The following is a 23,832-nucleotide window of genomic DNA, read 5'->3' as shown; positions in this document are numbered from 1 at the left end:
GCGCCAGCGCGATCGGTAGCGCTCGGCAGAAGGGCCGAACCCTGTGCAGGGGTTCGGCCCTTTTCGTTCGCAGCGAGCGGCGAGGTTCAGCCGCGAATCTCGGCCACCACCTGGGCCAACGCCTGCGCAGGATCGGCCGCCTGGCTGATCGGTCGACCGATCACCAGATAGTCCGACCCCGCTTGCAACGCCTGGCGCGGCGTGAGGATGCGACGTTGGTCGTCCTGGGCACTGCCGGCCGGACGAATGCCCGGCGTGACCAATTGCAGCGACGGGTGCGCCGCCTTCAGCGCCGCAGCCTCCAGTGCCGAACACACCAGGCCGTCCATACCGGCCTTTTCCGCCAACGCCGCCAACCGCAGTACCTGCGCCTGCGGCTCGACGTCCAGGCCAATTCCGGCGAGGTCTTCCTGCTCCATGCTGGTCAGCACCGTCACGCCGATCAGCAAGGGCTGCGGACCGCTGCGTGCAGCCAGCACCTCACGGCACGCCGACATCATGCGCAGGCCGCCCGAGCAATGCACGTTGACCATCCATACGCCCATTTGCGCGGCGGCCTTCACCGCCATGGCCGTGGTGTTGGGAATGTCGTGGAATTTCAGGTCCAGGAACACTTCGAAGCCCTTGGCACAGAGCGTCTCGACGATGCCCGACGCGCTGCTGGTGAACAGCTCCTTGCCCACCTTCACCCGACACAATGCCGGATCGAGCTGGTCGGCCAGTTTCAGGGCGGCTTCACGGGTGGGGAAATCCAGGGCGACGATCAGGGGCGTCTGGCAGGCGGACATGGTCAGGTCTCTTGGCAAGTCGAAAACGGCGCGCATTGTAAACGAAGTGGCCACCGCCGGGGGCGCCGTGAATCGACCGGTGACGCGATCCGCCCCATGGTCGGTGCGACAGCAGGGAACCATTGTTGCGCATGTCCCCTCCACATGGCATATGAGCGACATCCACCCTGTTGCAGGAGATAGACAATGCCCTGGTATGCCTGGTTGATCCTTGTCGTCGCCATCGGCTCGATCGTCGGCGGCCTGATGATGCTGCGCGACACGGCCAAGAAAGTGCCCTTGAGCGAGGAGCAATTGAAGAAAGTGCACGAGCGCAATGCGGCGGCCGATGCACAGGACGCACGCGATCGCTGAGCCCTGTCCTTGTTTCGCACCAGACAAGGCCGCATTGCGCGGCCTTGTTCGTTATCGAGCGAGCTGACGCGCCCCGCCGGGTTCTACTTCACCATCAGCTTGTCGCGATTGCGCTCGAGCAGCGCACTGCCGATGCCGTTGATCTCCAGCAGCTCGTCCACCGAGGTGAACGGCCCGTGGGTGTCCCGATACTTGACGATGGCTTCGGCCTTGGTCTTGCCGATACCAGCCAGTTCCCTTTGCAACGTGGCGGCATCGGCCATGTTCAGGTCGAGCATGCCGGGCCCCATCGCAGAGTGACCCGAGATGCCGCCCTGCGTGGCCTTCTCGCCCTGCATCGCCATTTCCCCTTGCATCGCCATCTCACCCGTCTTCGACACCGGCATGGATTCCGTTTCCATGGCGGCGGCTCCGACGGAGAAGACCAGACCGGCTACGAGGGGCAATACAGCGGAAGACATGGATTTACGCATCGATGGACACTCCATTGTGATTGAACGTAAGGCAGCACGATCGGCTGCGCAGCTAACCCTAGCGGGGCACGAGAGCGAGCGGAACTGCCAGTTCACTAGGAATGGTTACCAGATCGGACGTCTCAATCGAGCGGTCGAACCGGCGTACTGATCTGGGCGAATCCTCCGATTGAAAACCCGCCCAGCCTGGCGAATGACACCGCCGGACAGCCATCCGTGACCGGCGCGCTCGTGGGCAGCGACGGACGCCGCACTTGCTATCCACGTGCGAGCGACGCTCTTGGAAACCCTCACCCGTGGGCGAAAATGCCTGTAATATCCCTTCCACATTCGCATTCAGCTTGCAGCGCGCCATTCCCCATTGCGCGCCGCCCGTCCAGACACCTCTTCATCGAGTACACCATGATCAAGATCACCCAGCACATCGACTGTTCGAACAACGCACCCTTCGTCCTGTTCGGCGGCATCAACGTGCTCGAGTCCGAAACCCTGGCCATGACCGCCTGCGCCGAATACGTGCGTGTGACCGAAAAGCTCGGCATCCCCTACGTGTTCAAAGCCAGCTTCGACAAGGCCAACCGCTCCTCCATCCACTCCTATCGCGGCCCTGGCCTGGAAGAAGGCCTGCGTATTTTCGAGAAGGTCAAAGCCGAATTCGGCGTGCCGATCATCACCGACGTGCATGAAATCCATCAGGCCGCTGCGGTCGCCGAAGTGGTCGACGTGTTGCAGCTGCCTGCCTTCCTGGCGCGCCAGACCGACCTGGTGGTCGCTCTGGCCAAGACCGGTAAGCCCGTCAACATCAAGAAGCCGCAATTTCTCAGCCCGTCGCAAATGCAGAACATCGTGCACAAGTTCAAGGAAGCGGGTAACGACCAGTTGATCCTGTGCGACCGTGGCACCTGCATGGGCTACGACAACCTGGTGGTCGACATGCTCGGCTTCGGCGTGATGAAGCGCACGTGCGACGACTTGCCGATCATCTTCGACGTCACCCATGCCCTGCAGAACCGTGATCCGTCGGGCGCAGCCTCCGGGGGACGTCGCGAACAAGTGGTCGATCTGGCACGCGCGGGCATGGCGGTCGGACTGGCCGGGCTGTTCCTGGAAGCCCACCCCAACCCTGACCAGGCGAAATGCGACGGGCCTAGCGCGCTGCCACTGGACCAACTTGAACCGTTCCTGGCGCAGATCAAAGCGCTGGACGACCTGATCAAGTCGCTGCCCCCTTTGTCCATTGCCTGACGCAATAGGTGTGGCTGTCGAGTGGGACGATTCGAGCGATGGCCACACGATCGCGATGGCGAGCGCAGCCCGGTACGACTGGCCCAACGATGTTCTGCCGAGCCTGTAGACCACGCTGCTGGGCCAAGCAGCGTGCCTGGAAACGCGATACGCGAGCGAGTGCCGGCATACCGGAGTCGCTCGCGGTGTTTTGAACGTTTCGCCGCTGTGGCGCCCTGCCGCATCGAACGGCAAGACTCAACCTCTCCCGGACGCCGAACGAACAGCCCTCAGCCCTGCCGCTTGACATACTGCAACACCACCTCCAACGGATGCCGCAGCTTGGTATCCGTCAACCGCTTCACCTGGCTGCGGCATGAATACCCTGTCGCCAACGCCTCGCCTTCCTTGTCCAGCTTCTGCGCCCACGACTGCTCGAAGATCACCCGGGAGGTCTGCTGGTTACGCGCTTCGTGCCCATAGGTGCCCGACATCCCGCAGCACCCGGCAGCCTCGGTCGACAGGCGCAGGCCCAGGCGCGCGAACACCTGCTGCCACTGCCCGGTGCTGGCCGGCACGTTGGTTTTTTCCGTGCAGTGGGCCAGTAGGCGGAAAGGCGCGACCTGCACGGCGGCCTGCTCGGGTAACGCCTGCACCAGCCACTCCTGGGGCAGCAGCACGGTCGGGCAGTCATCCAGCCCGGCCACTTTGGTGTACTCCTGGCGATAGACCAGGGTCATGGCCGGGTCGAGCCCCACCAACGGCACCTCGCAATCGGCCAGGGCCTTGAGCTGACGGGCGTTGCGCACGGCAGCCTTGGCGAAGGCGCCGAGAAAGCCCTGGACATGCAACGGCTTGCCGTTGGCGCTGTAGGGGGCGAGGAACACGCGGTAGCCGATGCGCGTGGCCAGTTCGATGAAGGCGGCCAACACCGGTGTCTCGAAGTAGCGGGTGAAGGCGTCCTGCACCAGCACGATGCTGCGCGCGCGCTGTGCCGGGGTCAGTTCGCGCAGCGCCGGCACGCTGGCCATACCCACGCCGCAACGGCTCAGGGTGGCCTGGAAGTTGAAACGGCTGAACAAGGGGCTGTCGACCATGCCGACGCCATCTTCCAGCAGCCGGCCGATCCAGCGCGAGCCCATCACCGCGTTGTACAGCCCCGGCGCATGGGCCAGGTACGGCACGCTGAATTCCAGCGAACCGATCAGGTAATCGCGCAGCGGGCGCTGGTAGCGCTGGTGGTACAGCTCCAGGAAGCGCGAACGGAAGTCCGGCACGTTGACCTTGATCGGGCACTGCCCCGCGCACGATTTGCACGCCAGGCAGCCGGCCATGGCGTCGTACACCTGGTGGGAAAAATCTTCCTGCCCCTGGCGCTGGGCCCAGCGATTGCGCAGGCGCTGCGGCAGGCCCTTGAGCCAGGCCTGCGCCCCTTGGCTGACCGCGAGCACGTCGATGTCGGCCGCACCTTGCAGGCGCAGCCATTCGCGGATCAGCGACGCACGCCCTTTGGGCGAATGGCGGCGTTCGCGGGTGGCCTTCCAGGACGGGCACATGGCGTCGTCAGGGTCGTAGTTGTAGCAGGCGCCGTTGCCGTTGCAGTGCACGGCGCTGGCGAAGTTCTGCCACACGCGCTCGTCGATGGTGCGGTCCAGATCGCCGCGCAGGGTGACGCCGTCGACCTTGGTCAACGCTTCGTCACTGCCCAGCGGGGTGCAGATCTTGCCGGGGTTCAACTGGTTGTGCGGGTCGAACGCGCCTTTGAGCCGTTGCAGCGCCGGGTACAGCTCGCCGAAGTACTCGGGCACGTATTCCGAGCGCAGGCCTTTGCCGTGCTCGCCCCAGAGCAGGCCGCCATAGCGCCGGGTCAACGCCGCGACTTCGTCGGAGATCGGCTTGATTAGTGCGGCCTGGGCCGGGTCCTTCATGTCCAACGCCGGGCGCACGTGCAGCACGCCGGCATCGACGTGGCCGAACATGCCGTAGGCCAGGCCATGGCCGTCGAGCAACGCGCGGAACTCGGCGATGTAGTCGGCCAATCGCTCCGGTGGGACGGCGGTGTCTTCGACGAACGGCTGCGGCCGCACTTCGCCTTCGACGTTGCCCAGCAGGCCTACCGAGCGCTTGCGCATCACGTAGACCTTGGTCACGGCCTCGGCACCCACGGCCAGGGTATGGCCGAGGCGCTCGACGCTGGGGTCGGCTTGCAAGTGGTCGACGAAAGCCGCCACCCGTGCGTTGACTTCGTCCGGGTCGTCGCCGCAGAACTCCACCAGGTTTATGCCCAGCGTCGGACGTGCCGGGTCCTCGGGGAAGTACTCGGCCACGCTGTGCCAGACGATGTCCTTCATCGCCAGCAGCAGCACCTTGGAATCCACCGTCTCGATCGACAACGGCTTGAGCGCCATCAGGGCGTTGGCGTCGCGCAGCGCATCCATGAAGCTGGCGTAGCGCACGTTGACCAGCACGGCGAACTTGGGAATCGGCAAGACATTGAGTGTGGCCTCGACCACATAGCCCAGCGAGCCTTCCGCCCCGCACAGCACGCTGTTGAGGTTGAAGCGGCCCTGCTCGTCGCGCAGATGGGCCAGGTCGTAGCCGGTCAGGCAGCGGTTGAGCTTGGGAAAGGTGCGCTCGATCAGCTCGGACTGGGTCTGCTGGATGTCGCGTGCCACGCGGTACACCTCACCTGCCCGCCCCGGTGCGCCACAGGCCTGTTCGAGCGCGGCATCGTCGAGGGGCTGGGTGCGCAGACGCTCGCCGCCGAGCAGCACGATGTCGAGCGCCAGCACATGGTCGCGGGTCTTGCCGTAGGTGCAGCTGCCCTGGCCGCTGGCGTCGGTGTTGATCATGCCGCCGATGGTGGCGCGGTTTGAGGTCGACAGTTCCGGGGCGAAGAACAGCCCATGGGGTTTGAGCGCGGCGTTGAGCTGGTCTTTCACCACGCCGGCCTGGACGCGCACGCAACGCGCCTCGACATCGATTTCGAGAATCCGGTTCATGTGCCGCGACAGGTCGACCACGATGCCGTCGGTCAGCGATTGGCCGTTGGTGCCGGTGCCACCGCCGCGGGGCGTCAGGCGGATCTGCTGGAAACGGTCCTCGGCCATCAGCCTGGCCACACGGGCGACATCGTCGGCGTCGAGCGGGAACACGGCGGCTTGGGGCAGGCGTTGGTAGATCGAGTTGTCGGTGGCGAGCACCGTACGGGTGCCATAGTCGGCGCTGATCTGGCCGCGGAAACCGCTGCCACGCAGGGCATCGAGGAAGGTGGTGTAGTGCGCGGCGGGCGCCTGGTCGGGCAATTGGGCGATCATCGGGGATGGCCTTCTGAATAAGGGCGGTTCACGGTGGTCAGCCACGGGCAAGGGGGCGCCGAGTGGCGAATCATTGTCATTTACACATGAGTGAATGAACGGGCAATGACGGATTGGCCCATGTTCCTGTAGTTTGGACTGGGCCGCAAACGGATATTCCTGCCGCTATCCATGAGTTCCATGAATGAATTACCGCCATCTCACGCCATCGATGTCGCTGCTGCTGGCTTTCGAAGCCGCCGCGCGCCACGAGAGTTACACCCGCGCAGCCGTCGAGCTGTCACTGACTCAGAGCGCCATCAGCCGCCAAGTGCAAGCGCTGGAGCAACAATTGGGCCTCACGCTGTTTCGCCGCGAGGGACGGCAGGTGCAGCTGACCGACGTCGGGCGCCTGTATCAACGCGAACTGGGCGAAGCGCTGGGGCGCATTCGCAGCGCCACCTTGCAGGCTTTGGCACACCAATCGGGCGTAGGCACGTTACGCCTGGCCACCCTGCCGACCTTCGGTTCGAAATGGCTGCTGCCGCGTCTGCACAGCTTCTATAGCGCGCACCCCGGCATGCTGGTGCACATCCATTCGCGCATCGAGGCCATCGATTTCGACACCACTGAGATCGACGCAGCCATAGGTGTGGCCAACCATGACGTGCCTGGGTTGGTCTGCCATCGCTTGCAGGCCGAGCAGCTGGTGGTGGTGTTACCGCCCGACGCGCTCGCCGACGGCCAGGCCTGGACGCCGGAACGCATCGGCCAGCAGTTGCTGCTCAATGTCGCCAACAATCCCCATGCCTGGGGCGAGTGGTTTTCCTACCAGGGCCTGGCGCACCGCACCATGCGTCTGGGACCGAGCTTCGAGCTGACCTCGCATCTGATCCAAGCGGTGCGCGCCGGCATCGGCATCGGCCTGGTGCCGCAGGTATTGGTGCAGGACGAATTGGACAAAGGCGAGCTGTGCAGCGCCGCTGCGCCCTTCGCCAGCCAACGCAGCTATTACCTGATCTATCCGCCGCGCAATGAAAACCTGCCTTCGCTGCGCGCGTTCCGCGGCTGGCTGTTGGCGCAGTTGTAGGGTTGGTTACCGCCGCGCAACGAAAACCTACCCTCGCTGCGCGCGTTCCGCAGCTTGCTGTTGGCGCAGTTTCAGGGTTGGTTACCGAGCACGTGTAGAAGCGGTCTTCAGCCGCGATGGGCCGCAACGCGGCCCCAATTCAAGCGCTGCGCAATGCCTGAAGGAACAGCGTCCTGGAGTAAGGGTGCTGGGGCCGTTGGGGCGGCTTTGCCGCCCATCGCGGCTGAAGACTGCTCCTACAGGGAAGCGCGTATTGCCTGGCGATACATTCAACGCCAGGAGCGGCCGATCAGTGTTTCGATGCAACTGCGGTGGCCCTTGGGCGGAAAGCATCCGCCTAGGGCCTGACCGGTAACGCAAGCGCTACAGAACGTGCTCCGCAGCAGCCGGCGCCTTGCGCGCCTTGAGGCGGTAGCAGGCCAGCATCACCAGCAACCACACGGGAATGGCGAACACCGACACGCGGATGCCCGGAATCAGCAGCATGATGCCCAGAATCAGCACCACGAACGCCAGGCACAGGTAGTTGCCGTACGGGTACCACAGCGCCTTGAACAGCGGCTGACGCCCCACGCGGTTCAAATGCTGGCGGAATTTGAGGTGCGAGTAGCTGATCATCGCCCAGTTGATCACCAAGGTGGCCACCACCAGCGACATCAGCAATTCCAGCGCCTGTTGCGGCATGAAGTAGTTGAGCAGCACGGCGATCAGGGTCACGGCCGCCGAGGCCAGAATCGCCGCTACCGGCACGCCCCGGCGGTCGATCCTGGCCAGCCCCGCTGGCGCATCGCCCTGCTCGGCCATGCCGTAGAGCATCCGCGCGTTGCAGTAGGTGCCGCTGTTGTAGACCGACAGCGCGGCGGTGAGCACCACGAAGTTGAGCAAGTGCGCGGCCACGTCGCTGCCCAGCAGCGAGAACACCTGCACGAACGGACTGCTGCCGTAGCTGCCGCCGGAGGCGTCGATGCTGGCCACCAGGGTGTCCCACGGGGTCAGCGACAGCAGCACGACCAGTGCGCCGATGTAGAAGATCAGGATGCGGTAGATGACCTGGTTGATCGCCTTGGGGATCACCGTGCGTGGCTGGTCGGCTTCGGCGGCGGTGAAGCCGAGCATTTCCAGGCCGCCGAAGGAGAACATGATGATCGCCAGGGCCATCACCAGGCCGCCAATCCCGTTGGGGAAGAACCCGCCATGGCTCCACAGGTTGGTCACCGAGGCGTCGGGCCCGCCGTTGCCGCTGGTCAGCAGCCAGGCGCCGAGGGCGATCATGCTGACGATGGCCACCACCTTGATGATGGCGAACCAGAACTCGGCCTCGCCGAAGACCTTCACGTTCATCAGGTTGATGGCGTTGATCAGCACGAAGAAACCGGCGGCCGAGACCCAGGTGGGAATCTCCGGCCACCAGTAGTGCACGTACTTGCCCACCGCCGACAGCTCCGACATGCCCACCAGGATGTACAGGACCCAGCAGTTCCAACCCGACAGGAAGCCGGCGAAACCGCCCCAGTAGGTATGGGCGAAGTGGCTGAAGGAACCGGCGACCGGCTCTTCGACGATCATCTCGCCAAGCTGGCGCATGATCAGGAAGGCGATGAAACCGCACAGGGCATAGCCCAGGATCATCGATGGCCCGGCGGATTTCATCACCCCGGCAGAGCCGAGGAACAGCCCCGTACCGATGGCGCCACCCAAGGCGATCAGCTGGATATGACGGTTTTTCAGGCCACGTTTGAGTTCGCCTGACTGCGAATTGTGTCCACTCATGAACGAAGTCACCTGCTTGTTTTTATCTGTGACGGAATCGGACCCACCGCGCTTGTGGCGCAGCGGAATGGGCAAGGTGGTTACCTTGGCTTACTGGACGCAGCACCGACTGGGCGGTCGGCCGGACATCAGCAAAAGTGCGCGAGGCGCGAAGGGGTCACAGGTAAAAGCGGCGCCCTGTATACCCTTGCGAGCGCGCAGGCGTCAACGCGTCGCGTCGGTTCCCGAAAGAAAAACGCGGCGATCCTGGAGGGATGGCCTGGAAAGGCAAGATGATGGGCGTACATAGCGCCTCCGATTGTTGTTTTATCTGCACGTGTCTGGCGAAAAATCGCACGCGGCAATGGCGCTAGTTCATCGTTTGCGTAAGACGGAGGCAAGCGCCCGGGGAAGGAGGAAAAGCGAAGCGCGCAGTGCGGCTGGCAGGATTTTTTTACGCCTGAGAGGCAATAAGGCGGAGTAGTCGAAAAAGCAGGCTTGGTCGTAAGGATTTTTTTACATGATGGTGCGAAGCGTTTCCAGTCAGATCAGCGCATGGCTTCGGATACGCTTTCTTGGAGCCTTGATCAGATACTTTTCGCTAAGTACCTGCCCAGGACCGCCGGCCTGGGCGCTCCTGAAAGGAAAGCCGCTCTGTGGTTGGAGCGCCGGGTTCGTTACTCCAATCAGCGGCGATGGCTGGCAATGCCAGCCAATCCAGACGCCGGGATGTGCCAGGAATCTGTGCCGTCAGTGCGGGGCCGGCTGCGCCGGCCATCGCGACTGAAGTCGCTCCAACAGGGGAGATCCAATTTCTGGATATGGGCGACAGTTCTTTGTAGGTCAGTTACCGAAGGTGGGGCTACAGATCAGTCGCGCGGCTTGCCGCGACCGCGACCGGCTGGCTTGTCGGCCTGGGGTTTGCCGGTGCGCTTGCGCATCTCGCTCGGACGTTCGGCCACGGCGCTGCCGCGATCCTTGCGCGGTGCCTCGTCACGGCCCTTGCGCGCATCGCGCTCGGGTGCGGCATCCTGTGCGGGGCGCAGGCTGCGTACGCGCTCGTTACGACCCAGCGGACGGCTGGATTTACGCTGCAGGCGCTCGAGCTTTTCCTTGGCCTTGAGGTTGAGCACGGGCAGCGCTACCGGTTGCAGGCCCACTTCGGCGGCGAGGATGTCTATCTCGCCCTGGCTCATTTCGCGCCAGCGGCCCATCGGCAGGTCGGAGTTGAGGAACACCGGGCCGAAGCGCACGCGTTTCAGGCGGCTGACCACCACACCCTGGGATTCCCACAAGCGCCGCACCTCACGGTTGCGGCCTTCCATCACCACGCAGTGGTACCAGTGGTTGAAGCCTTCGCCGCCCGGCGCCTTCTGGATGTCGGTGAACTTGGCCGGACCGTCTTCGAGGGTCACGCCGGCCTTGAGCCGCTCGATCATCTCGTCGTCGACTTCGCCACGCACACGCACGGCGTATTCGCGGTCCATTTCATAGGACGGGTGCATCAGGCGGTTGGCCAGTTCGCCGTCGGTGGTAAACAGCAACAAGCCGGTGGTGTTGATGTCCAGGCGACCGATGTTGATCCAACGACCTTCGCGCGGCTTGGGCAAGCGGTCGAACACGGTCGGACGGCCTTCCGGGTCGTCACGGGTGCAGATTTCACCGTCGGGCTTGTTGTACATGATCACGCGGCGGGTCGCCTCGGCGGCTTCCTCGCGCTTGATCAGCTTGCCGTCCACGGCGATGGCATCGTGCAGGTCGACGCGCTGGCCAAGGGTGGCGGGCACGCCGTTGACCTTGATGCGGCCTTCGCTGATCCAGGCTTCCACGTCGCGGCGCGAACCGACGCCGATGCGGGCCAGGACTTTCTGCAGCTTTTCGCCGGCTGGAGGAACGGGTTGCAGTTCTTGATCTTTGTCGCTCATTAGGGCACCTCCCGGTGTGTCATGACGATCGAATTGGCGGCGGATGCGCCAAAGGGCCGCGCATCATACGTGGATCGGGCGGCGGGCGCACGGCTGTTGATCGGAATGTCGACTGGGCAGCAGGTCGAAGATCGACCCACAAAGCGGGTCACTGCGCCAGCGCGCATGCCAGATAAAGACGGTGCTCAAGGCCGCCATGCGAGCAATGGCGATCAAGCGCCGCGCTCACGGTCATTAGTTGAACGGTCTAGGGACGGGTGAGTCGTCGGCGTCGACGGATTCGGCATCAGCGAGCCCCGCTGTCGACGCTTCGTCCGGCGTCTCGCGCAAATCGTCAAAATCGGTCTTCAGGCCCTCCTCCATCGCATCGAGCTCGACCAACAACGTGCGGAAACTGGTTTCCTCCTTCGGCGGCTCGGCTTCGCCATCCTCGGCCAGACTGGCATCGGCCAGCGCCTGCAAGTGCGCCGGCACCGGCGCATCGTCGGGATCGTCGAACAACGGCGCTGGCTCCAGGTCGCGCAGCTCGGCCAGGGCCGGCAGCTGGTCGAGGCTCTTGAGGTTGAAGTGGTCGAGAAACCCCTTGGTGGTGGCGAACATGGCCGGGCGGCCAGGGACCTCACGATGGCCCACCACACGAATCCACTCGCGCTCGATCAAGGTGCGCACGATGTTGCTGTTCACCGCCACGCCGCGCACGTCTTCGATCTCGCCGCGGGTGATGGGTTGGCGGTAGGCGATCAGCGCCAGGGTTTCCAGCAGGGCCCGCGAATAGCGCTGCGGGCGCTCCTCCCATAACCGACCGACCCAAGGCGCGTACTCTGCACGGATCTGCAGACGGTAGCCGCTGGCGACTTCCTTGAGTTCGAACGCACGCCCGGTGCAGGACTTGCCGAGCACGTCGAGGGCCTTCTTGAACACCGAGGGTGCCGGGCGCTCGCCTTCTTCGAACAATTCGTACAGGCGATCGAGGGTCTGCGGCTTGCCCGAGGCCAACAGAAACGCCTCGATCAGTGACGCCAGGTCACGGGGTTCATTCAGGTTCATGGTGCTCAAGCGGCTCTTGGCTGGGGGTGCTGCGGACACGCACGTGGATGGGGGCGAACGGCTCATTCTGCACCAGTTCGATCAGCGACTCCTTGACCAGCTCGAGAATCGCCATGAACGTCACCACCACACCCAGCTTGCCCTCCTCGGCGGTGAACAGCTCGACGAAGGGCACGAAAGCGCCACCGCGCAGGCGGTCGAGCACATGGCTCATGCGCTCGCGGGTCGACAGCACTTCGCGGGTGACCTGATGGCTTTCGAACAGGTCGTTGCGTCGCATGACTTCGGCCATCGACATCAGCAGCTCTTCCAGGCTCACCTGCGGCAGGACCTTGCGCGCCTTGGCCTGGGGCGCCTCGAGGCGTGGCACCTGATAGTCGCGACCGTTGCGCGGCAACTGGTCGAGGTCTTCGGCGGCGGCCTTGAAACGTTCGTATTGCTGCAACCGGCGGATCAGTTCGGCGCGTGGGTCGCCTTCCTCGGCTTCGATTTCGGCCGAACGCGGCAGCAGCATGCGCGACTTGATCTCGGCCAGCATCGCGGCCATCACCAGGTATTCGGCGGCCAGCTCCAGGCGCACGTGCTGCATCAGCTCCACGTAGCTCATGTATTGGCGGGTGATGTCGGCCACGGGAATGTCGAGGATGTCGATGTTCTGCTTGCGGATCAGGTACAGCAGCAGGTCGAGCGGGCCTTCGAAGGCATCGAGAAACACTTCCAGCGCATCGGGCGGGATGTACAGGTCCAGCGGCAGTTCGGTCAGCGCCTCGCCATACACCAGCGCCAATTGCATCTGCATGGGCAGCGCCGCGTCATCGGCCGGCGCGGGGAGTCGTTCCTGCTGGCTCACGCGCTGGCCAGGAACGGTGCGGGGTCGCCGCAGCCTTCGCGGATCAGTTCCGGCTCATCGCCACTCAGATCGATCACCGTCGAGGCCTTCAGGTCGCCATAGCCGCCGTCGATGATCAGCTCGACCTGTTTTTCCAGGCGCTGGCGGATCTCATGGGGGTCGGTCATGGGCTCGTCGTCCCCCGGCAGGATCAGGCTGACGCTCATCAGCGGTTCGCCCAGCTCTTCGAGCAGCGCGCGCACGATGGGGTTGGAGGGCACGCGCAGGCCGATGGTGCGGCGCTTCTCGTGCATCAACAGGCGCGGCACTTCGCGGGTGGCGTTGAGGATGAAGGTGTAGGGCCCGGGAACATGGGCTTTGAGCAGGCGGAAACGCGCGGTGTCGATCTTGGCGAACAGGCCCATCTGCGAGAGGTCGCAGCACAGCAAGGTGAAATTGTGCTGCTTGTCGAGCTGACGCAGGCGGCGGACCCGCTCGATCGCACTTTTGTCGCCGATCTGACAGCCCAACGCGTAGGCCGAATCGGTGGGGTAGACCACTACCCCACCCTTGCGAATGATGTCCACGGCTTGCTTGATCAAGCGCGCCTGCGGGTTTTCCGGGTGGATCTGGAAGAATTGGCTCACGTAGTCGTCCTGTGCATCACGCAATGGGCTGTTCATGACGGAATCGGCGCCATAACGGCGGCAGGTCCTCGGGCAAAGGCCGATAGGCACCTATCTCGCCCCAGGTGCCGGGGCCGTGGAAATCACTGCCAGCGCTTGCCAGCAGGCCGAACTCACGGGTGAGGATGGACATCGTACCCACCTGTTCGGCGGGCATCATGCCGTTGACCACTTCCAGCGCCTGCCCACCGGCTTGAATATAGTCGGCAATCAAACGTCTGCGCTTGGAGCGGGTCAGCTCATAGTGCATGGGATGGGCCAGGCTCACCCACGCATTGGACTGGCGCAAGGTCGCGACGGTTTCCTCCAGCGTAGGCCAATGCTGCTTGACGTCGCCCAGCTTGCCGGCGCCGAGCCACTTGCGAAAAGCCTCGCCGCGGTCCTTGACCAGGCCGGCCTGCACCAGGTATTCGGCGAAATGCGGGCGGGCCGGGGCGTTGCCGCTGGCGCCGAGCGCCTGCTGCACGGCGCGGGCGCCTTCGAGGGTGCCAGGCATGCCCTTCTGCGCCAGGCGGCGGTCGATCTCTTCGGCGCGCAGCCAGCGGCCGCGGTGCAGTTGCTCGGTGGCGGCCAGCAAGGGCGCGGCGTCCAAGGCGAAATCGTAGCCCAGCACGTGGATGGTGGCGCCGTTCCAGGTGCACGACAGCTCGATGCCGCTGATCCAGCGCAGGCCCAGGGCACGGCAGCGTTCGCGTGCTTCGGGCAGGCCGTCGAGGGTGTCGTGGTCGGTCAGGGCCAGGGTCTGCACCCCGTGCGCGTGGGCACGGTCGACCAGGGCCGAAGGCGCCAGGGCGCCGTCGGAGGCCGTGCTGTGACAGTGCAGATCAACATTCATAGAGCAGCGCTTCCGCGGGAATCGATGTTTGATATTATGCCGCCACATCCCGCTTCTGGCTGCCACTGTGAAACAATTCATCGATTTCATCCCGCTGTTGCTGTTTTTCATCGTCTACAAACTCGACCCGCGCATCGTCGATATCGCCGGTCACGACTTCGAATTGGGCGGCATCTACAGCGCCACCAAGATCCTCATCGCCAGCTCGATCCTGGTCTACGGTGCGCTGTTCGTTCGCCAGCGCAAGCTGGAAAAAGGCCAGTGGCTGACCTTGCTCGCCTGCTTGCTGTTCGGCGGCCTGACCTTGGCGTTCCACAGCGTCACCTTTCTCAAATGGAAGGCGCCGGTGGTCAACTGGCTGTTCGCCCTGGCCTTCGCCGGCAGCCATTTCATCGGCGACCGGGTGCTGATCAAGCGCATCATGGGCCACGCGCTGAACCTGCCCGATGCGGTCTGGGTGCGCCTGAACCTGGCCTGGGTCGCGTTCTTTCTGTTCTGCGGCGCGGCCAACCTGTACGTGGCCTTCACCTTCGAAGACTTCTGGGTCGACTTCAAAGTGTTCGGCAGCCTGGGCATGACTTTGGTGTTCCTGGTCGCCCAGGGCGTCTACCTGTCCCGTCACCTCAAAGACGGTGACACCCCTCCCACCCCACCCAAGGATTGACATGCTCTACGCCATCATTGCCCGCGACATCGAAGATTCCCTGGAAAAACGCCTGGCGGCCCGCCCCGCCCATCTCGAGCGCTTGCAGCAGTTGCAGGCGGCCGGCCGCATCGTGCTGGCCGGGCCGCACCCGGCGATCGACAGCAACGATCCAGGTGCTGCGGGCTTCACCGGCAGCCTGGTGGTGGCCGAGTTCGACTCGCTGTCGGCGGCTCAGGCCTGGGCCGAAGCCGACCCTTACGTAGCCGCCGGGGTGTACGGCGAAGTCGTGGTCAAACCGTTCAAACAGGTATTGCCGTGACCTTTGGGACGGCGCGCGTGTCTCTTGCACAGACATTGCGTCGTTCCAACCCCACGTTTCCCCGTCGAGTGAGCCATGAGTGAGCTGTTACTGATTGATGATGACCAGGAACTCTGCGAGTTGCTCGGCAGTTGGCTGAGCCAGGAAGGGTTCGCGGTCCGCGCCTGTCACGATGGCCAGAGCGCACGCCAGGCCTTGGCCGAACAGGCCCCGGCGGCCGTGGTGCTCGACGTGATGCTGCCCGATGGCAGCGGCCTGGAGCTGCTCAAGCAGTTGCGCACCGAGCACACCGATTTGCCGGTGCTGATGCTGTCGGCGCGCGGCGAGCCGCTGGACCGCATTCTCGGGCTGGAACTGGGGGCCGACGATTACCTGGCCAAGCCGTGCGATCCGCGTGAGTTGACGGCGCGGTTGCGGGCGGTGTTGCGGCGCAGCCATCCCGCCGCGAGCCCGACCCAGGTGGAGATCGGCGACCTGGTGTTCAGCCCGGTGCGGGGTGTGGTGAGCATCGACCAGCGGGACATGACGTTGACCTTGTCCGAGAGCCGGATCCTCGAAGCGCTGCTGCGCCAGCCCGGGGAGCCGCTGGACAAGCAGGAGCTGGCGCAGTTGGCGTTGGGGCGTAAGTTGACGTTGTATGACCGGAGTCTGGATATGCATGTGAGCAACTTGCGCAAGAAGCTTGGGCCGCATGGGGATGGGCGGGCGCGGGTGGTGGCCTTGCGTAGTCGGGGTTACTACTACAGCTTGTGATGCTGTGCGCATTGGGTTTTTGGCGTGTGCGTGGGGTTGGGGGTTACGTGCCGGATGAGTGGCTGCGGTTAGGGACCCTTTCGCCCTTACGGCGACTTACTTTTGCACGGGGGCAAAAGTAAGCAAAAACCCCCTGGCTCCGATAGCCGGCCCTTCGCTGCGCTACGGGTTCCCTGCGTTCCGGTGTTCTTCGGGGCTGCGCGGCCTACGGTTTGCTGCGCAAACCTACATCTCGCGCCTTCGGCTGCGCCTCAGGGGCGCTGCGCGCCCTGCCCCTACGAACACCTCCACTCCGGCCGGCTAAAGTCGCGATTGGGGTTGCCTGGGCTGGCTTTGTAGAAGAGCGACGGCAACGGCAACGGCAACGGCAACGGATTCGAGCGGGGTTGGGGGGTGTTGTTGGAAGGGGTGGTTCTATGGTTTGGTTTGAGTGTTCGGTCAGTGGGGCCATTACTGTTTACGTTCATCTTTACCCTGCCTTTACCCTGCCCTGACCGCCTTTGACTTTCATCTCCCTACACTGGGCACATCCGGTAATCACCGGCCCATGACAGGAGAGACACCATGCGCAAGACCCTTACCGCTCTGATCTTCGCCGCTGCGCTGCCCACCGTCGCCATGGCCATGCCCGAAGGTGGCCCGCGCCACGACGGTCCGCCACACCGCGGTGGCCCTTTCGCCCAGCTTGAGCTGACCCCAGAGCAGCGCCAGCAGGTCGATCAGTTGATGCATGAGCAGAAACGTGCCGATCGCGAGATTCATCAGCGTTACCTGGACAAACTGCCAGCGGCCGAGAAGACCGCCATGGAAAAAGAAGCCCAGGCCAGCCGCGACAAGACCCAGAACGCCATCCGCGGGCTGCTCAAGCCCGAGCAGCAGAAGCGCTTCGACGACATGCACAAAGAGCGCGAAGCCCGCGCCGCCGAATGGAAGGAATTCCAGGCTTGGAAAGCTGAAAAAGCCAAAAAGGCCCAGTAAGCTGTCGGATACCCACCCGGCCCGCTCTGTGCGGGCCGGGCTTTTTTCGTCGATGAGAGGTGCTCACCTTGCGATCCCTGTTCTGGCGCATCCTGGCCAGCTTCTGGTTGGCCATCGCCCTCGTGGCGGGGCTGTCGATCCTGCTTGGGCACATGCTCAACCAGGACACCTGGATTCTCAGCCGCCACCCTGGTTTGAATCACCTGGCCAGCGAGTGGACCGAGCGCTATGAGCAGCAGGGCATCGCCCCGGCGCAGCGCCTGCTGGAGCAGCGCAAGCAGCAGTACAAGATCGATGTGCAAGTGCTCAACGACAGCGGCGAAGCCGTAGTGCCGGGCACTTTCCCACGCCGTGCGGCGGATTTCGAAGCGCGCCAGCAAAACGACGACCGACGCTTGCCATGGCGGCGCCTGACCCAGGAATACGTCAGCCCCACCAGCGGCGAAACCTACCTGCTGATCTACCGCATCCCCCATCCCGAACTCGACGCCTGGCACCGCGACAGCCTGATGTGGCCCCTCAGTGCGTTGGGTATCGCGCTGGTGGTGCTGACCTTGTTCAGCCTCTTCGTGACACTGTCGATCACCCGCCCGCTGAGCCGGCTGCGCGGCGCAGTGCACGACCTTGGCCAGACCACCTACCAGCAGCACAGCCTCGCGCGCCTGGCCGACCGGCGCGACGAGTTCGGCGTGCTGGCCGACGACTTCAACAAGATGGGCGCACGCCTGCAGAGCATGATCGCCAGCCAGCGCCAGTTGCTGCGCGATGTCTCCCACGAGCTGCGCTCGCCTTTGGCGCGCCTGCGCATCGCCCTGGCTTTGGCCGAGCGCGCCGACGCCGAGCAGCGTCAGGCGCTGTGGCCGCGCCTGACCCGCGAATGCGACCGGTTGGAAGACCTGATCAGCGAAATCCTCGAGCTGGCCCGGGTCGACGCCGAGCAGCCGCACGCCGAGCCGGTCGACCTCAATGCCCTGCTCGGCAGCGTGCGCAAGGACGCGCAGCTCAGCGACGCCGAGCAGGACGTGCGTCTGGAAGCGGAGCCCGGCCTGGTGCTGCAAGGCTGGCCGACGCTGATCGAGCGTGCGGTCGACAACCTGCTGCGCAACGCCCTGCGCTTCAACCCGCCCGGCCAGCCCATCGAGCTGAGCGCCTCTCGCGATCAGGAGCGCATCGTCGTCAGCGTGCGCGACCATGGCCCAGGCGTTGTGCAGGAGCACTTGGCGCACCTGGGCGAACCGTTTTTCCGCGCGCCCGGCCAGCAGGCCTCCGGCCACGGCCTGGGCCTGGCGATTGCGCGCAAGGCAGTGGAACGCCATGGCGGCAGTCTGTCGCTGGGCAACCACGCCCAGGGCGGCTTCGAAGCACGTATCGAGCTGCCGGTGGCGGTGAGCGGGGGCTGACCGGTGGTTACCGGGCGCCCCACGCCTGAACGAAATCCTCGGTCTTGAGCACAGGCGCCTGCCGCGGCTCTTTGGCAGGCGTACCGACGTACAGATAACCGATCACCTCTTCGTTGGCCGCCAGGCCCAAGCCCCGGTGCACATGGGCGTCATAGGCCAGCTCACCGCTGCGCCACACCACGCCAACCCCCTGTGCGTGCGCCGCGAGCAAGATGCCATGCGCCGCACACCCCGCCGCCAACCGCTGCTCATAGGCCGGCACCTTGGGGTGCTCCTGCAAGGTCGCGATCACCACGATCAGCAGCGGTGCGCGCAAGGGCATGGCCCGCGCCTTGTCGAGTTTCTCGGGGCTGGCATCGCCTTTGGCATGCACGGCTTCGGCGAACAGCTCACCCAACGCCTCGCGCCCCTGCCCTTCGATGGTCAGGAACCGCCAAGGCCGCAACTGCCCATGGTCGGGCGCACGCAAAGCCGCCTGGAACAGTGCCTCGCGCTGGGCGGCGTTGGGCGCGGGGTCGGTCAGGCGCGCTACGGACACGCGGCTGAGCAATGCGTCGAGAGCCTCCATTGGCTACCTCTGGGTCGAGAAATGTGCAGGCATTCTGCACCAGCCTGCGTGGGAAATTCATCCACGCAAACCGTATGGGATCGTGCGCTGGCGCCCGTCTGCTAACGGTGACACCGCCGCATCGGGCGCTTGCCCGAACATCCACGCAGCGCGTGGCAAGGCGCCCCGGCCGCGTACGTCGAACCGCGGCTCGGCCCGACACCGCCATGGGCAGCCTTCGCATACTCGCAACCAGTAGTTCCGTGCCTGCCCCTACCCTCACCGCGCTGCCGTTTACTTAAGCGGCGCCCTAGGTAGAATGGCGCCCTTCGATTCGAGCCCGAGCACATCACATGGCGTTGCCGACCTTAAGAACCCTGGGTTTCATCATCGGCATCTTCCTCATCACCCTGGCGGTGAGCATGGCCGTGCCGATGGCGACCCTGGTGCTGTTCGAACGCACCCACGACCTGCCGTCGTTCCTCTGGTCCAGCCTGATCACCTTCATCGCCGGTGTGCTGCTGATCCTGCCAGGGCGTCCCGAACACGTGCACCTGCGCCCACGGGACATGTACCTGCTCACGGTCAGCAGTTGGGTGGTGGTGTGCGTCTTCGCCGCGCTGCCGTTCCTATTGACCCAGCACATCAGCTACACCAACGCCTTTTTCGAAAGCATGTCGGGCATCACCGCCACCGGCGCGACGGTGCTCAGCGGCCTGGACAACCTTTCGCCGGGCATCCTCATGTGGCGCTCCATGCTGCACTGGCTCGGCGGCATCGGCTTCATCGCCATGGCCGTGGCGATCCTGCCGCTGCTGCGCATCGGTGGCATGCGCCTGTTTCAGACCGAATCGTCCGACCGCTCGGAAAAGGTGATGCCGCGCTCGCACATGGTCGCCAAGTCGATCGTGCTGGTGTACGTCGGCATCACCGTGCTCGGCAGCCTGGCCTTTTGGTGGGCCGGCATGAGCCTGTTCGATGGCATCAACCACGCCATGTCAGCGATCTCCACGGGCGGCTTCTCCACCTCCGACCTGTCGCTGGCCAAATGGGACATTCCGGCCGTGCACTGGGTGGCCGTGGTGGTGATGATCTGCGGCAGCCTGCCGTTCACCCTGTACGTGGCGACCTTGCGCGGTAACCGCGGCGCGCTGATCCGCGACCAGCAGGTGCAAGGCCTGCTCGGGCTGCTGCTGGCGACCTGGGTGGTGCTGGGCAGCTGGTACTGGGCCACCACCGATTTGCCCTGGCTCGACGCGTTTCGCCATGTGGCGCTCAACGTCACCTCCATCGTCACCACCACGGGCTTCGCCTTGGGCGACTACAGCCTGTGGGGCAACTTCTCGCTGATGCTGTTCTTCTATCTGGGCTTCATCGGCGGCTGCTCGGGGTCCACGGCAGGTGGCATCAAGATCTTCCGCTTCCAGGTGGCCTACATCCTGCTCAAGGCCAACCTCAACCAACTGATCCACCCCCGCGCGGTGATCAAGCAGAAGTACAACGGCCATCGCCTGGACGAAGAGATCGTGCGCTCGATCCTGACCTTTTCCTTCTTCTTCGCCTTCACCATCTGCGCGATCGCCCTGCTGCTGTCGCTGCTCGGGGTCGACTGGATGACTGCCCTGACCGGCGCTGCCGGCACCGTTTCGGGCGTCGGGCCGGGCCTGGGCGAGGTGATCGGCCCGGCCGGCAACTACGCCAGCCTGCCGGACGCGGCCAAGTGGATCCTGGCCGGCGGCATGCTATTGGGACGATTGGAAATCATCACCGTGTTGGTGTTGTGCATGCCAGCGTTCTGGCGCCATTGACCCGGGCGCGGTATTCGCTCGGCGTCACCTGGAACCAGCGACGGAAGGCGCGATAGAAGTTGCTGGGGTCGGCAAAGCCCAACAGGTAGGCGGTTTCCAGCAGCGTGGTGCCCGGCTGCGCCAGGTATTGCTCGGCCAATTCGCGGCGGGTGTCGTCGAGCAGCGTTTGAAAGCTGGTGCCCTCCTCCTGCAAGCGCCGCTGCAAGGTGCGCTGCGACAAGTGCAGGGCCTGGGCCAGGGTCTCACGCTTGGGCTCGCCTTGGGGCAGGATGCGGCACAGCACCTGACGCACGCGATGGGTCACACGGCTGCTGGAAAAGCGCGTCAGGTACTCGCCAGCGAAACGATCATGCAGGATGGCCATGGCCTCGTTGGCCGTAGGCAACGGCGCGTCCATGTCGAGGGGGTCGAAGACCAGCGCATCGTGGGCCGCGCCGAACACCAGCGGTGCATGGAAAGCCGCTTTGTAGGGCTCGACATCTTCGGGGGGTGGCCCTTGCACCCGCACCTGGCGCGGTGCGATGGGGCGGCCGCTGAGCCAGCGACACAGGGCCAACGCACACGCCAGCGAGGCTTCGGCGCTGTGCCGGGTCGGTGTGAGGTGGTCGCCGTGTACGGTCAGCTTCACCGTATAACCCTGTGGCCCCAGGGTGAAACTGAGATCCGAGCTTTCGGCGATGATGCGCTGGTAACGCACCAGACGCTCGAACCCTTCGGCCAATGTCCGGCTCGACATCAAGGCGTAGCCCACCACGTGGAACGAGGCCGGGCGCACGACCCGGGCCATGTTCAGGCCGATGGCGCTGTTGCCCGACAAGCGTACGGCCAGTTGCCAGAGGCGCGTCATGTCGTCTTGTGCAAACCGCGCATCCGGATCGTCCAGAGCGGCGAAATCCAGGCCCAAGGTCTCGAACATGGCGCGGCAGTCCAGACCTTCCAGCTCCAATGCCTTGACGATGCCCGAGGCCCAACTGGCAGAAGTGGTTCTCTCACTCATGACCTACACCGACGGCGACTACTCCGATTGCAGAGGATACTCAATTGGCGCCTATTGTCACTGGCTATGCCCAGTACCGAGTCTAGACTCGCTGAGTCCGCCATGCCGCCGATCTTGAAAGGCAGGAGTGCAATCGTGAAACGTGCCGCGCGATTTCAAAGTTTCGCCGAGTTCTATCCCTATTACCTGGGCGAGCACCGCAGTCCCATCTGCAGGCGCCTGCACTTCGTGGGTACGTCCTTGGTCATCGCGCTGCTGGCCTACAGCATTGGCAGCGGTAATGGTTGGCTGTTGTTGAGCGTGCCGCTGGCCGGGTACGGATTCGCTTGGGTCGGCCACTTTTTCTTCGAAAAGAATCGCCCGGCCACATCCACCTATCCGTTCTATAGCCTGTTGGGCGACTTCGCGATGTTCCGCGATATCCTGCGCGGCAAAGTAAGTCTTTGACTGGTCAGACGTAACAGCGACACGTAGGCTGCAACGCTCATCGTTCAGAACATGCCCCATGCCCGACTGCCATGCCCTGCCTTCGGCGCAGCGCCGACTGCTGCACTTGTTCTACCGCCAACATGGATCGCCCATGCGTCCGTCGGGAGAGGCGACGCTGTGGGTGGCGCGTGAGCGCGAGATCATCGCCGGGCTGTGTTTGACGCCAATGGCAGGCGGCGCATGGTTGACCAGCCTGTTCGTCGCGCCGCTCGCGCGTGGCAAGGGCGTGGCGGCAGCGTTGATCGAGGCGGCGCTTGGGGATTCGCCAGGTCCGGTATGGCTGTTCTGCGAACCGGGGCTGTCCGCGTTCTATGGCCGGCATGGGTTCGAACCGGTCGAGGCATTGCCAGAGGCGCTTGCCAGTCGCCTGCAGCGCTATCGGCGCAGCAAGCCACTGATCGCCATGCGGCGCGATCCGATCGAGGATCGCGCCGCCGCAGGCCTCAGGTAGGGCGATGCTCAGGCTGGTCCGAAGCGCCAGCCTCGGGAATGTCTTTGGTGTCTGGCTTGCCTTCCACGGGGCGGGTATGGCCCAGCACCGAAATGGTCTGCTGTTCCTTCCCCTCGTCGAAATCTTTCTCACCCTTGTCCTTGCCTTCGGCGGACATATGCTCGATCACCGCGTTCATTTCGGCGCCCAACAGCAACACGGCCGAAGAGATGTAGAAGTACAACAGCAACACGATGATCGCACCGATACTGCCGTACATGGCGTTGTAGTCGGCGAACGTCTTGACGTAATAGGCAAAGCCCAGAGAGGCCGCGATCCATACCACTACCGCGAGCACCGAACCTGGGGTGATGAAGCGGAATTTCTGTTCCACATCGGGCATCACGTAGTACATCAACGCGACTGCGATCATCATCAGCAGAATGATCACCGGCCAGCGCAGAATGGTCCACAGCGTGACGATGAACTCTTCCAAACCCACTCGCGCGGCGATCCACTCCATGACCTGCGGGCCAAGGACCATCAAGGCAGCGGCTGCCAGCAACATGCCAGCAATGCCGACGGTGTAAAGGATCGACAACGGAATGCGTTTCCACACCGGGCGCCCTTCGGGCACGTCGTAAGCCGCGTTCATCGCGCTCATCATCAGACGCACGCCCGCCGACGCGGTCCACAGAGCGACCACGATACCCACGGAAAGCAGACCGCCCTTGGACTGCTGCAACTGATCGATGACCGGATTTACCGACTCCAGCGCCACCGGCGGCAACACCAGTTCGACCTGCAAACGCAGCCAGGAGAAGAAATCCGGCAAGTGCAGGAAGCCGATCAAGGCAATGAGGAACAGCAGGAAGGGGAACAACGAAAACAACATCTGGTACGCCATGGCCGAGGCGTAGGTCGACATCTCATCGTCGAGAAACTCTTGTACGGTGCGTATCAACACACGGTGCAGGGGCAGGCCTTGCAGGACGGGTAACATGATTAGCGTCTCCTTTCGCCGCTTGATCATCGAAGGCACACCCATCGGACGGCCTGGTAAGTAACAACCAGTCTAATAGACAGCGTCCAAGCTGTAAGTGCTCATTGGAATGCAGCGTCGGGCTGTACTGGATATGAAAAAGAGCCGCGAAAAAGTCATTCAGGTC

23 protein-coding genes are annotated in these 23,832 nt (G+C 64.1%); 11 read left to right on the top strand and 12 right to left on the bottom strand.

The window, feature by feature from the left end:
* Positions 1 to 86 precede the first annotated feature (86 nt).
* Entirely contained in the window at positions 87 to 788 is a 702-nt protein-coding gene (gene pyrF / locus AA0Z93_RS15125; protein WP_413048100.1) for an orotidine-5'-phosphate decarboxylase, read from the bottom strand.
* 186 nt (positions 789 to 974) lie between these two features.
* On the opposite strand from pyrF, the gene AA0Z93_RS15120 reads away from it, so the two are divergent.
* Complete coding sequence (locus AA0Z93_RS15120; RefSeq protein WP_296268814.1) at positions 975 to 1,142, top strand: DUF2897 family protein; 168 nt, start codon at positions 975 to 977, stop codon at positions 1,140 to 1,142.
* An 83-nt stretch (positions 1,143 to 1,225) separates the two neighbouring features.
* On the opposite strand, the gene AA0Z93_RS15115 is transcribed toward AA0Z93_RS15120, so the two are convergent.
* Positions 1,226 to 1,615: a ComEA family DNA-binding protein gene (locus AA0Z93_RS15115; RefSeq protein WP_413048101.1), complete on the bottom strand. Its 390-nt coding sequence runs from the start codon at positions 1,613 to 1,615 to the stop codon at positions 1,226 to 1,228.
* Positions 1,616 to 2,017: 402 nt separating this feature from the next.
* On the opposite strand from AA0Z93_RS15115, the gene kdsA reads away from it, so the two are divergent.
* Positions 2,018 to 2,860, top strand: coding sequence for a 3-deoxy-8-phosphooctulonate synthase (gene kdsA, locus AA0Z93_RS15110; RefSeq protein ID WP_413048102.1), 843 nt, complete (start codon positions 2,018 to 2,020; stop codon positions 2,858 to 2,860).
* Positions 2,861 to 3,129: 269 nt separating this feature from the next.
* On the opposite strand, the gene AA0Z93_RS15105 is transcribed toward kdsA, so the two are convergent.
* Positions 3,130 to 6,156, bottom strand: a complete 3,027-nt coding sequence (locus tag AA0Z93_RS15105; RefSeq protein ID WP_413048103.1) for an FAD-binding and (Fe-S)-binding domain-containing protein — start codon at positions 6,154 to 6,156, stop codon at positions 3,130 to 3,132.
* Between the two features lie 184 nt (positions 6,157 to 6,340).
* Between AA0Z93_RS15105 and AA0Z93_RS15100 the strand changes: the two genes are divergently transcribed.
* Positions 6,341 to 7,225: a LysR substrate-binding domain-containing protein gene (locus tag AA0Z93_RS15100; RefSeq protein ID WP_413048104.1), complete on the top strand. Its 885-nt coding sequence runs from the start codon at positions 6,341 to 6,343 to the stop codon at positions 7,223 to 7,225.
* A 363-nt stretch (positions 7,226 to 7,588) separates the two neighbouring features.
* Here AA0Z93_RS15100 and AA0Z93_RS15095 read toward each other — a convergent pair whose 3' ends face one another.
* The 6 genes from AA0Z93_RS15095 to AA0Z93_RS15070 all read right to left on the bottom strand — a co-directional run bounded on the left by AA0Z93_RS15095 (position 7,589) and on the right by AA0Z93_RS15070 (position 14,296).
* Positions 7,589 to 8,995 carry an amino acid permease gene (locus AA0Z93_RS15095; RefSeq protein WP_413048105.1) on the bottom strand — a complete coding sequence of 469 codons (1,407 nt, stop codon included), beginning with the start codon at positions 8,993 to 8,995 and terminating at the stop codon, positions 7,589 to 7,591.
* An 848-nt stretch (positions 8,996 to 9,843) separates the two neighbouring features.
* Positions 9,844 to 10,899, bottom strand: coding sequence for a 23S rRNA pseudouridine(2605) synthase RluB (rluB, locus tag AA0Z93_RS15090; RefSeq protein ID WP_413048106.1), 1,056 nt, complete (start codon positions 10,897 to 10,899; stop codon positions 9,844 to 9,846).
* A 234-nt stretch (positions 10,900 to 11,133) separates the two neighbouring features.
* The gene (gene scpB / locus AA0Z93_RS15085) at positions 11,134 to 11,946 is read right to left on the bottom strand and encodes an SMC-Scp complex subunit ScpB (RefSeq protein ID WP_413048107.1); all 813 of its coding nucleotides are present in this window, start codon (positions 11,944 to 11,946) and stop codon (positions 11,134 to 11,136) included.
* Positions 11,933 to 12,667, bottom strand: coding sequence for a segregation and condensation protein A (locus AA0Z93_RS15080; protein WP_413048422.1), 735 nt, complete (start codon positions 12,665 to 12,667; stop codon positions 11,933 to 11,935). Before AA0Z93_RS15080 ends, scpB begins: the two co-directional genes overlap by 14 nt.
* Positions 12,668 to 12,792: 125 nt before the next feature.
* Positions 12,793 to 13,422 carry an L-threonylcarbamoyladenylate synthase gene (locus tag AA0Z93_RS15075; RefSeq protein WP_413048108.1) on the bottom strand — a complete coding sequence of 210 codons (630 nt, stop codon included), beginning with the start codon at positions 13,420 to 13,422 and terminating at the stop codon, positions 12,793 to 12,795.
* A gap of 16 nt (positions 13,423 to 13,438) precedes the next feature.
* Positions 13,439 to 14,296 (bottom strand): PHP domain-containing protein, encoded by an 858-nt coding sequence (locus AA0Z93_RS15070; protein ID WP_413048109.1) that lies wholly within the window; start codon positions 14,294 to 14,296, stop codon positions 13,439 to 13,441.
* Between the two features lie 67 nt (positions 14,297 to 14,363).
* Here AA0Z93_RS15070 and AA0Z93_RS15065 point away from each other — a divergent pair, with 67 nt between their 5' ends.
* The 5 genes from AA0Z93_RS15065 (at position 14,364) to AA0Z93_RS15045 (ending at position 18,392) form a co-directional block, all read left to right on the top strand.
* Complete coding sequence (locus AA0Z93_RS15065; protein ID WP_413048110.1) at positions 14,364 to 14,960, top strand: septation protein A; 597 nt, start codon at positions 14,364 to 14,366, stop codon at positions 14,958 to 14,960.
* Position 14,961: 1 nt separating this feature from the next.
* Positions 14,962 to 15,261 (top strand): YciI family protein, encoded by a 300-nt coding sequence (locus AA0Z93_RS15060; RefSeq protein WP_413048111.1) that lies wholly within the window; start codon positions 14,962 to 14,964, stop codon positions 15,259 to 15,261.
* A gap of 75 nt (positions 15,262 to 15,336) precedes the next feature.
* Positions 15,337 to 16,014, top strand: a complete 678-nt coding sequence (locus tag AA0Z93_RS15055) for a response regulator transcription factor (RefSeq protein ID WP_413048112.1) — start codon at positions 15,337 to 15,339, stop codon at positions 16,012 to 16,014.
* 564 nt (positions 16,015 to 16,578) lie between these two features.
* Entirely contained in the window at positions 16,579 to 16,992 is a 414-nt protein-coding gene (locus AA0Z93_RS15050) for a Spy/CpxP family protein refolding chaperone (protein ID WP_413048113.1), read from the top strand.
* Positions 16,993 to 17,060: 68 nt separating this feature from the next.
* Positions 17,061 to 18,392 carry an ATP-binding protein gene (locus AA0Z93_RS15045; protein ID WP_413048114.1) on the top strand — a complete coding sequence of 444 codons (1,332 nt, stop codon included), beginning with the start codon at positions 17,061 to 17,063 and terminating at the stop codon, positions 18,390 to 18,392.
* 7 nt (positions 18,393 to 18,399) lie between these two features.
* Here the strand turns inward: AA0Z93_RS15045 and AA0Z93_RS15040 are convergent, their stop codons facing one another.
* The gene (locus AA0Z93_RS15040; RefSeq protein WP_413048115.1) at positions 18,400 to 18,960 is read right to left on the bottom strand and encodes a nitroreductase family protein; all 561 of its coding nucleotides are present in this window, start codon (positions 18,958 to 18,960) and stop codon (positions 18,400 to 18,402) included.
* 332 nt (positions 18,961 to 19,292) lie between these two features.
* Here AA0Z93_RS15040 and AA0Z93_RS15035 point away from each other — a divergent pair, with 332 nt between their 5' ends.
* On the top strand, positions 19,293 to 20,747 hold the full coding sequence (locus AA0Z93_RS15035) for a TrkH family potassium uptake protein (protein ID WP_296268830.1): 1,455 nt from the start codon (positions 19,293 to 19,295) through the stop codon (positions 20,745 to 20,747).
* Here the strand turns inward: AA0Z93_RS15035 and AA0Z93_RS15030 are convergent.
* Complete coding sequence (locus AA0Z93_RS15030; RefSeq protein WP_413048116.1) at positions 20,704 to 21,744, bottom strand: AraC family transcriptional regulator; 1,041 nt, start codon at positions 21,742 to 21,744, stop codon at positions 20,704 to 20,706. The two genes, AA0Z93_RS15035 and AA0Z93_RS15030, sit on opposite strands and share 44 nt — an antisense overlap.
* 102 nt (positions 21,745 to 21,846) lie before the next feature.
* On the opposite strand from AA0Z93_RS15030, the gene AA0Z93_RS15025 reads away from it, so the two are divergent.
* Positions 21,847 to 22,191, top strand: a complete 345-nt coding sequence (locus AA0Z93_RS15025; protein ID WP_413048117.1) for an Mpo1-like protein — start codon at positions 21,847 to 21,849, stop codon at positions 22,189 to 22,191.
* Between the two features lie 58 nt (positions 22,192 to 22,249).
* Complete coding sequence (locus tag AA0Z93_RS15020; protein ID WP_413048118.1) at positions 22,250 to 22,684, top strand: GNAT family N-acetyltransferase; 435 nt, start codon at positions 22,250 to 22,252, stop codon at positions 22,682 to 22,684.
* Here the strand turns inward: AA0Z93_RS15020 and AA0Z93_RS15015 are convergent.
* The gene (locus AA0Z93_RS15015) at positions 22,677 to 23,666 is read right to left on the bottom strand and encodes a YihY/virulence factor BrkB family protein (protein ID WP_413048119.1); all 990 of its coding nucleotides are present in this window, start codon (positions 23,664 to 23,666) and stop codon (positions 22,677 to 22,679) included. The genes AA0Z93_RS15020 and AA0Z93_RS15015 overlap by 8 nt on opposite strands.
* Positions 23,667 to 23,832: the final 166 nt, after the last annotated feature.

Origin of the sequence: Pseudomonas phoenicis, assembly GCF_047302395.1 — a bacterium.
Classification (GTDB): Bacteria; Pseudomonadota; Gammaproteobacteria; order Pseudomonadales; family Pseudomonadaceae; genus Aquipseudomonas.
This window is presented reverse-complemented; position numbering and strand designations above follow the sequence as displayed.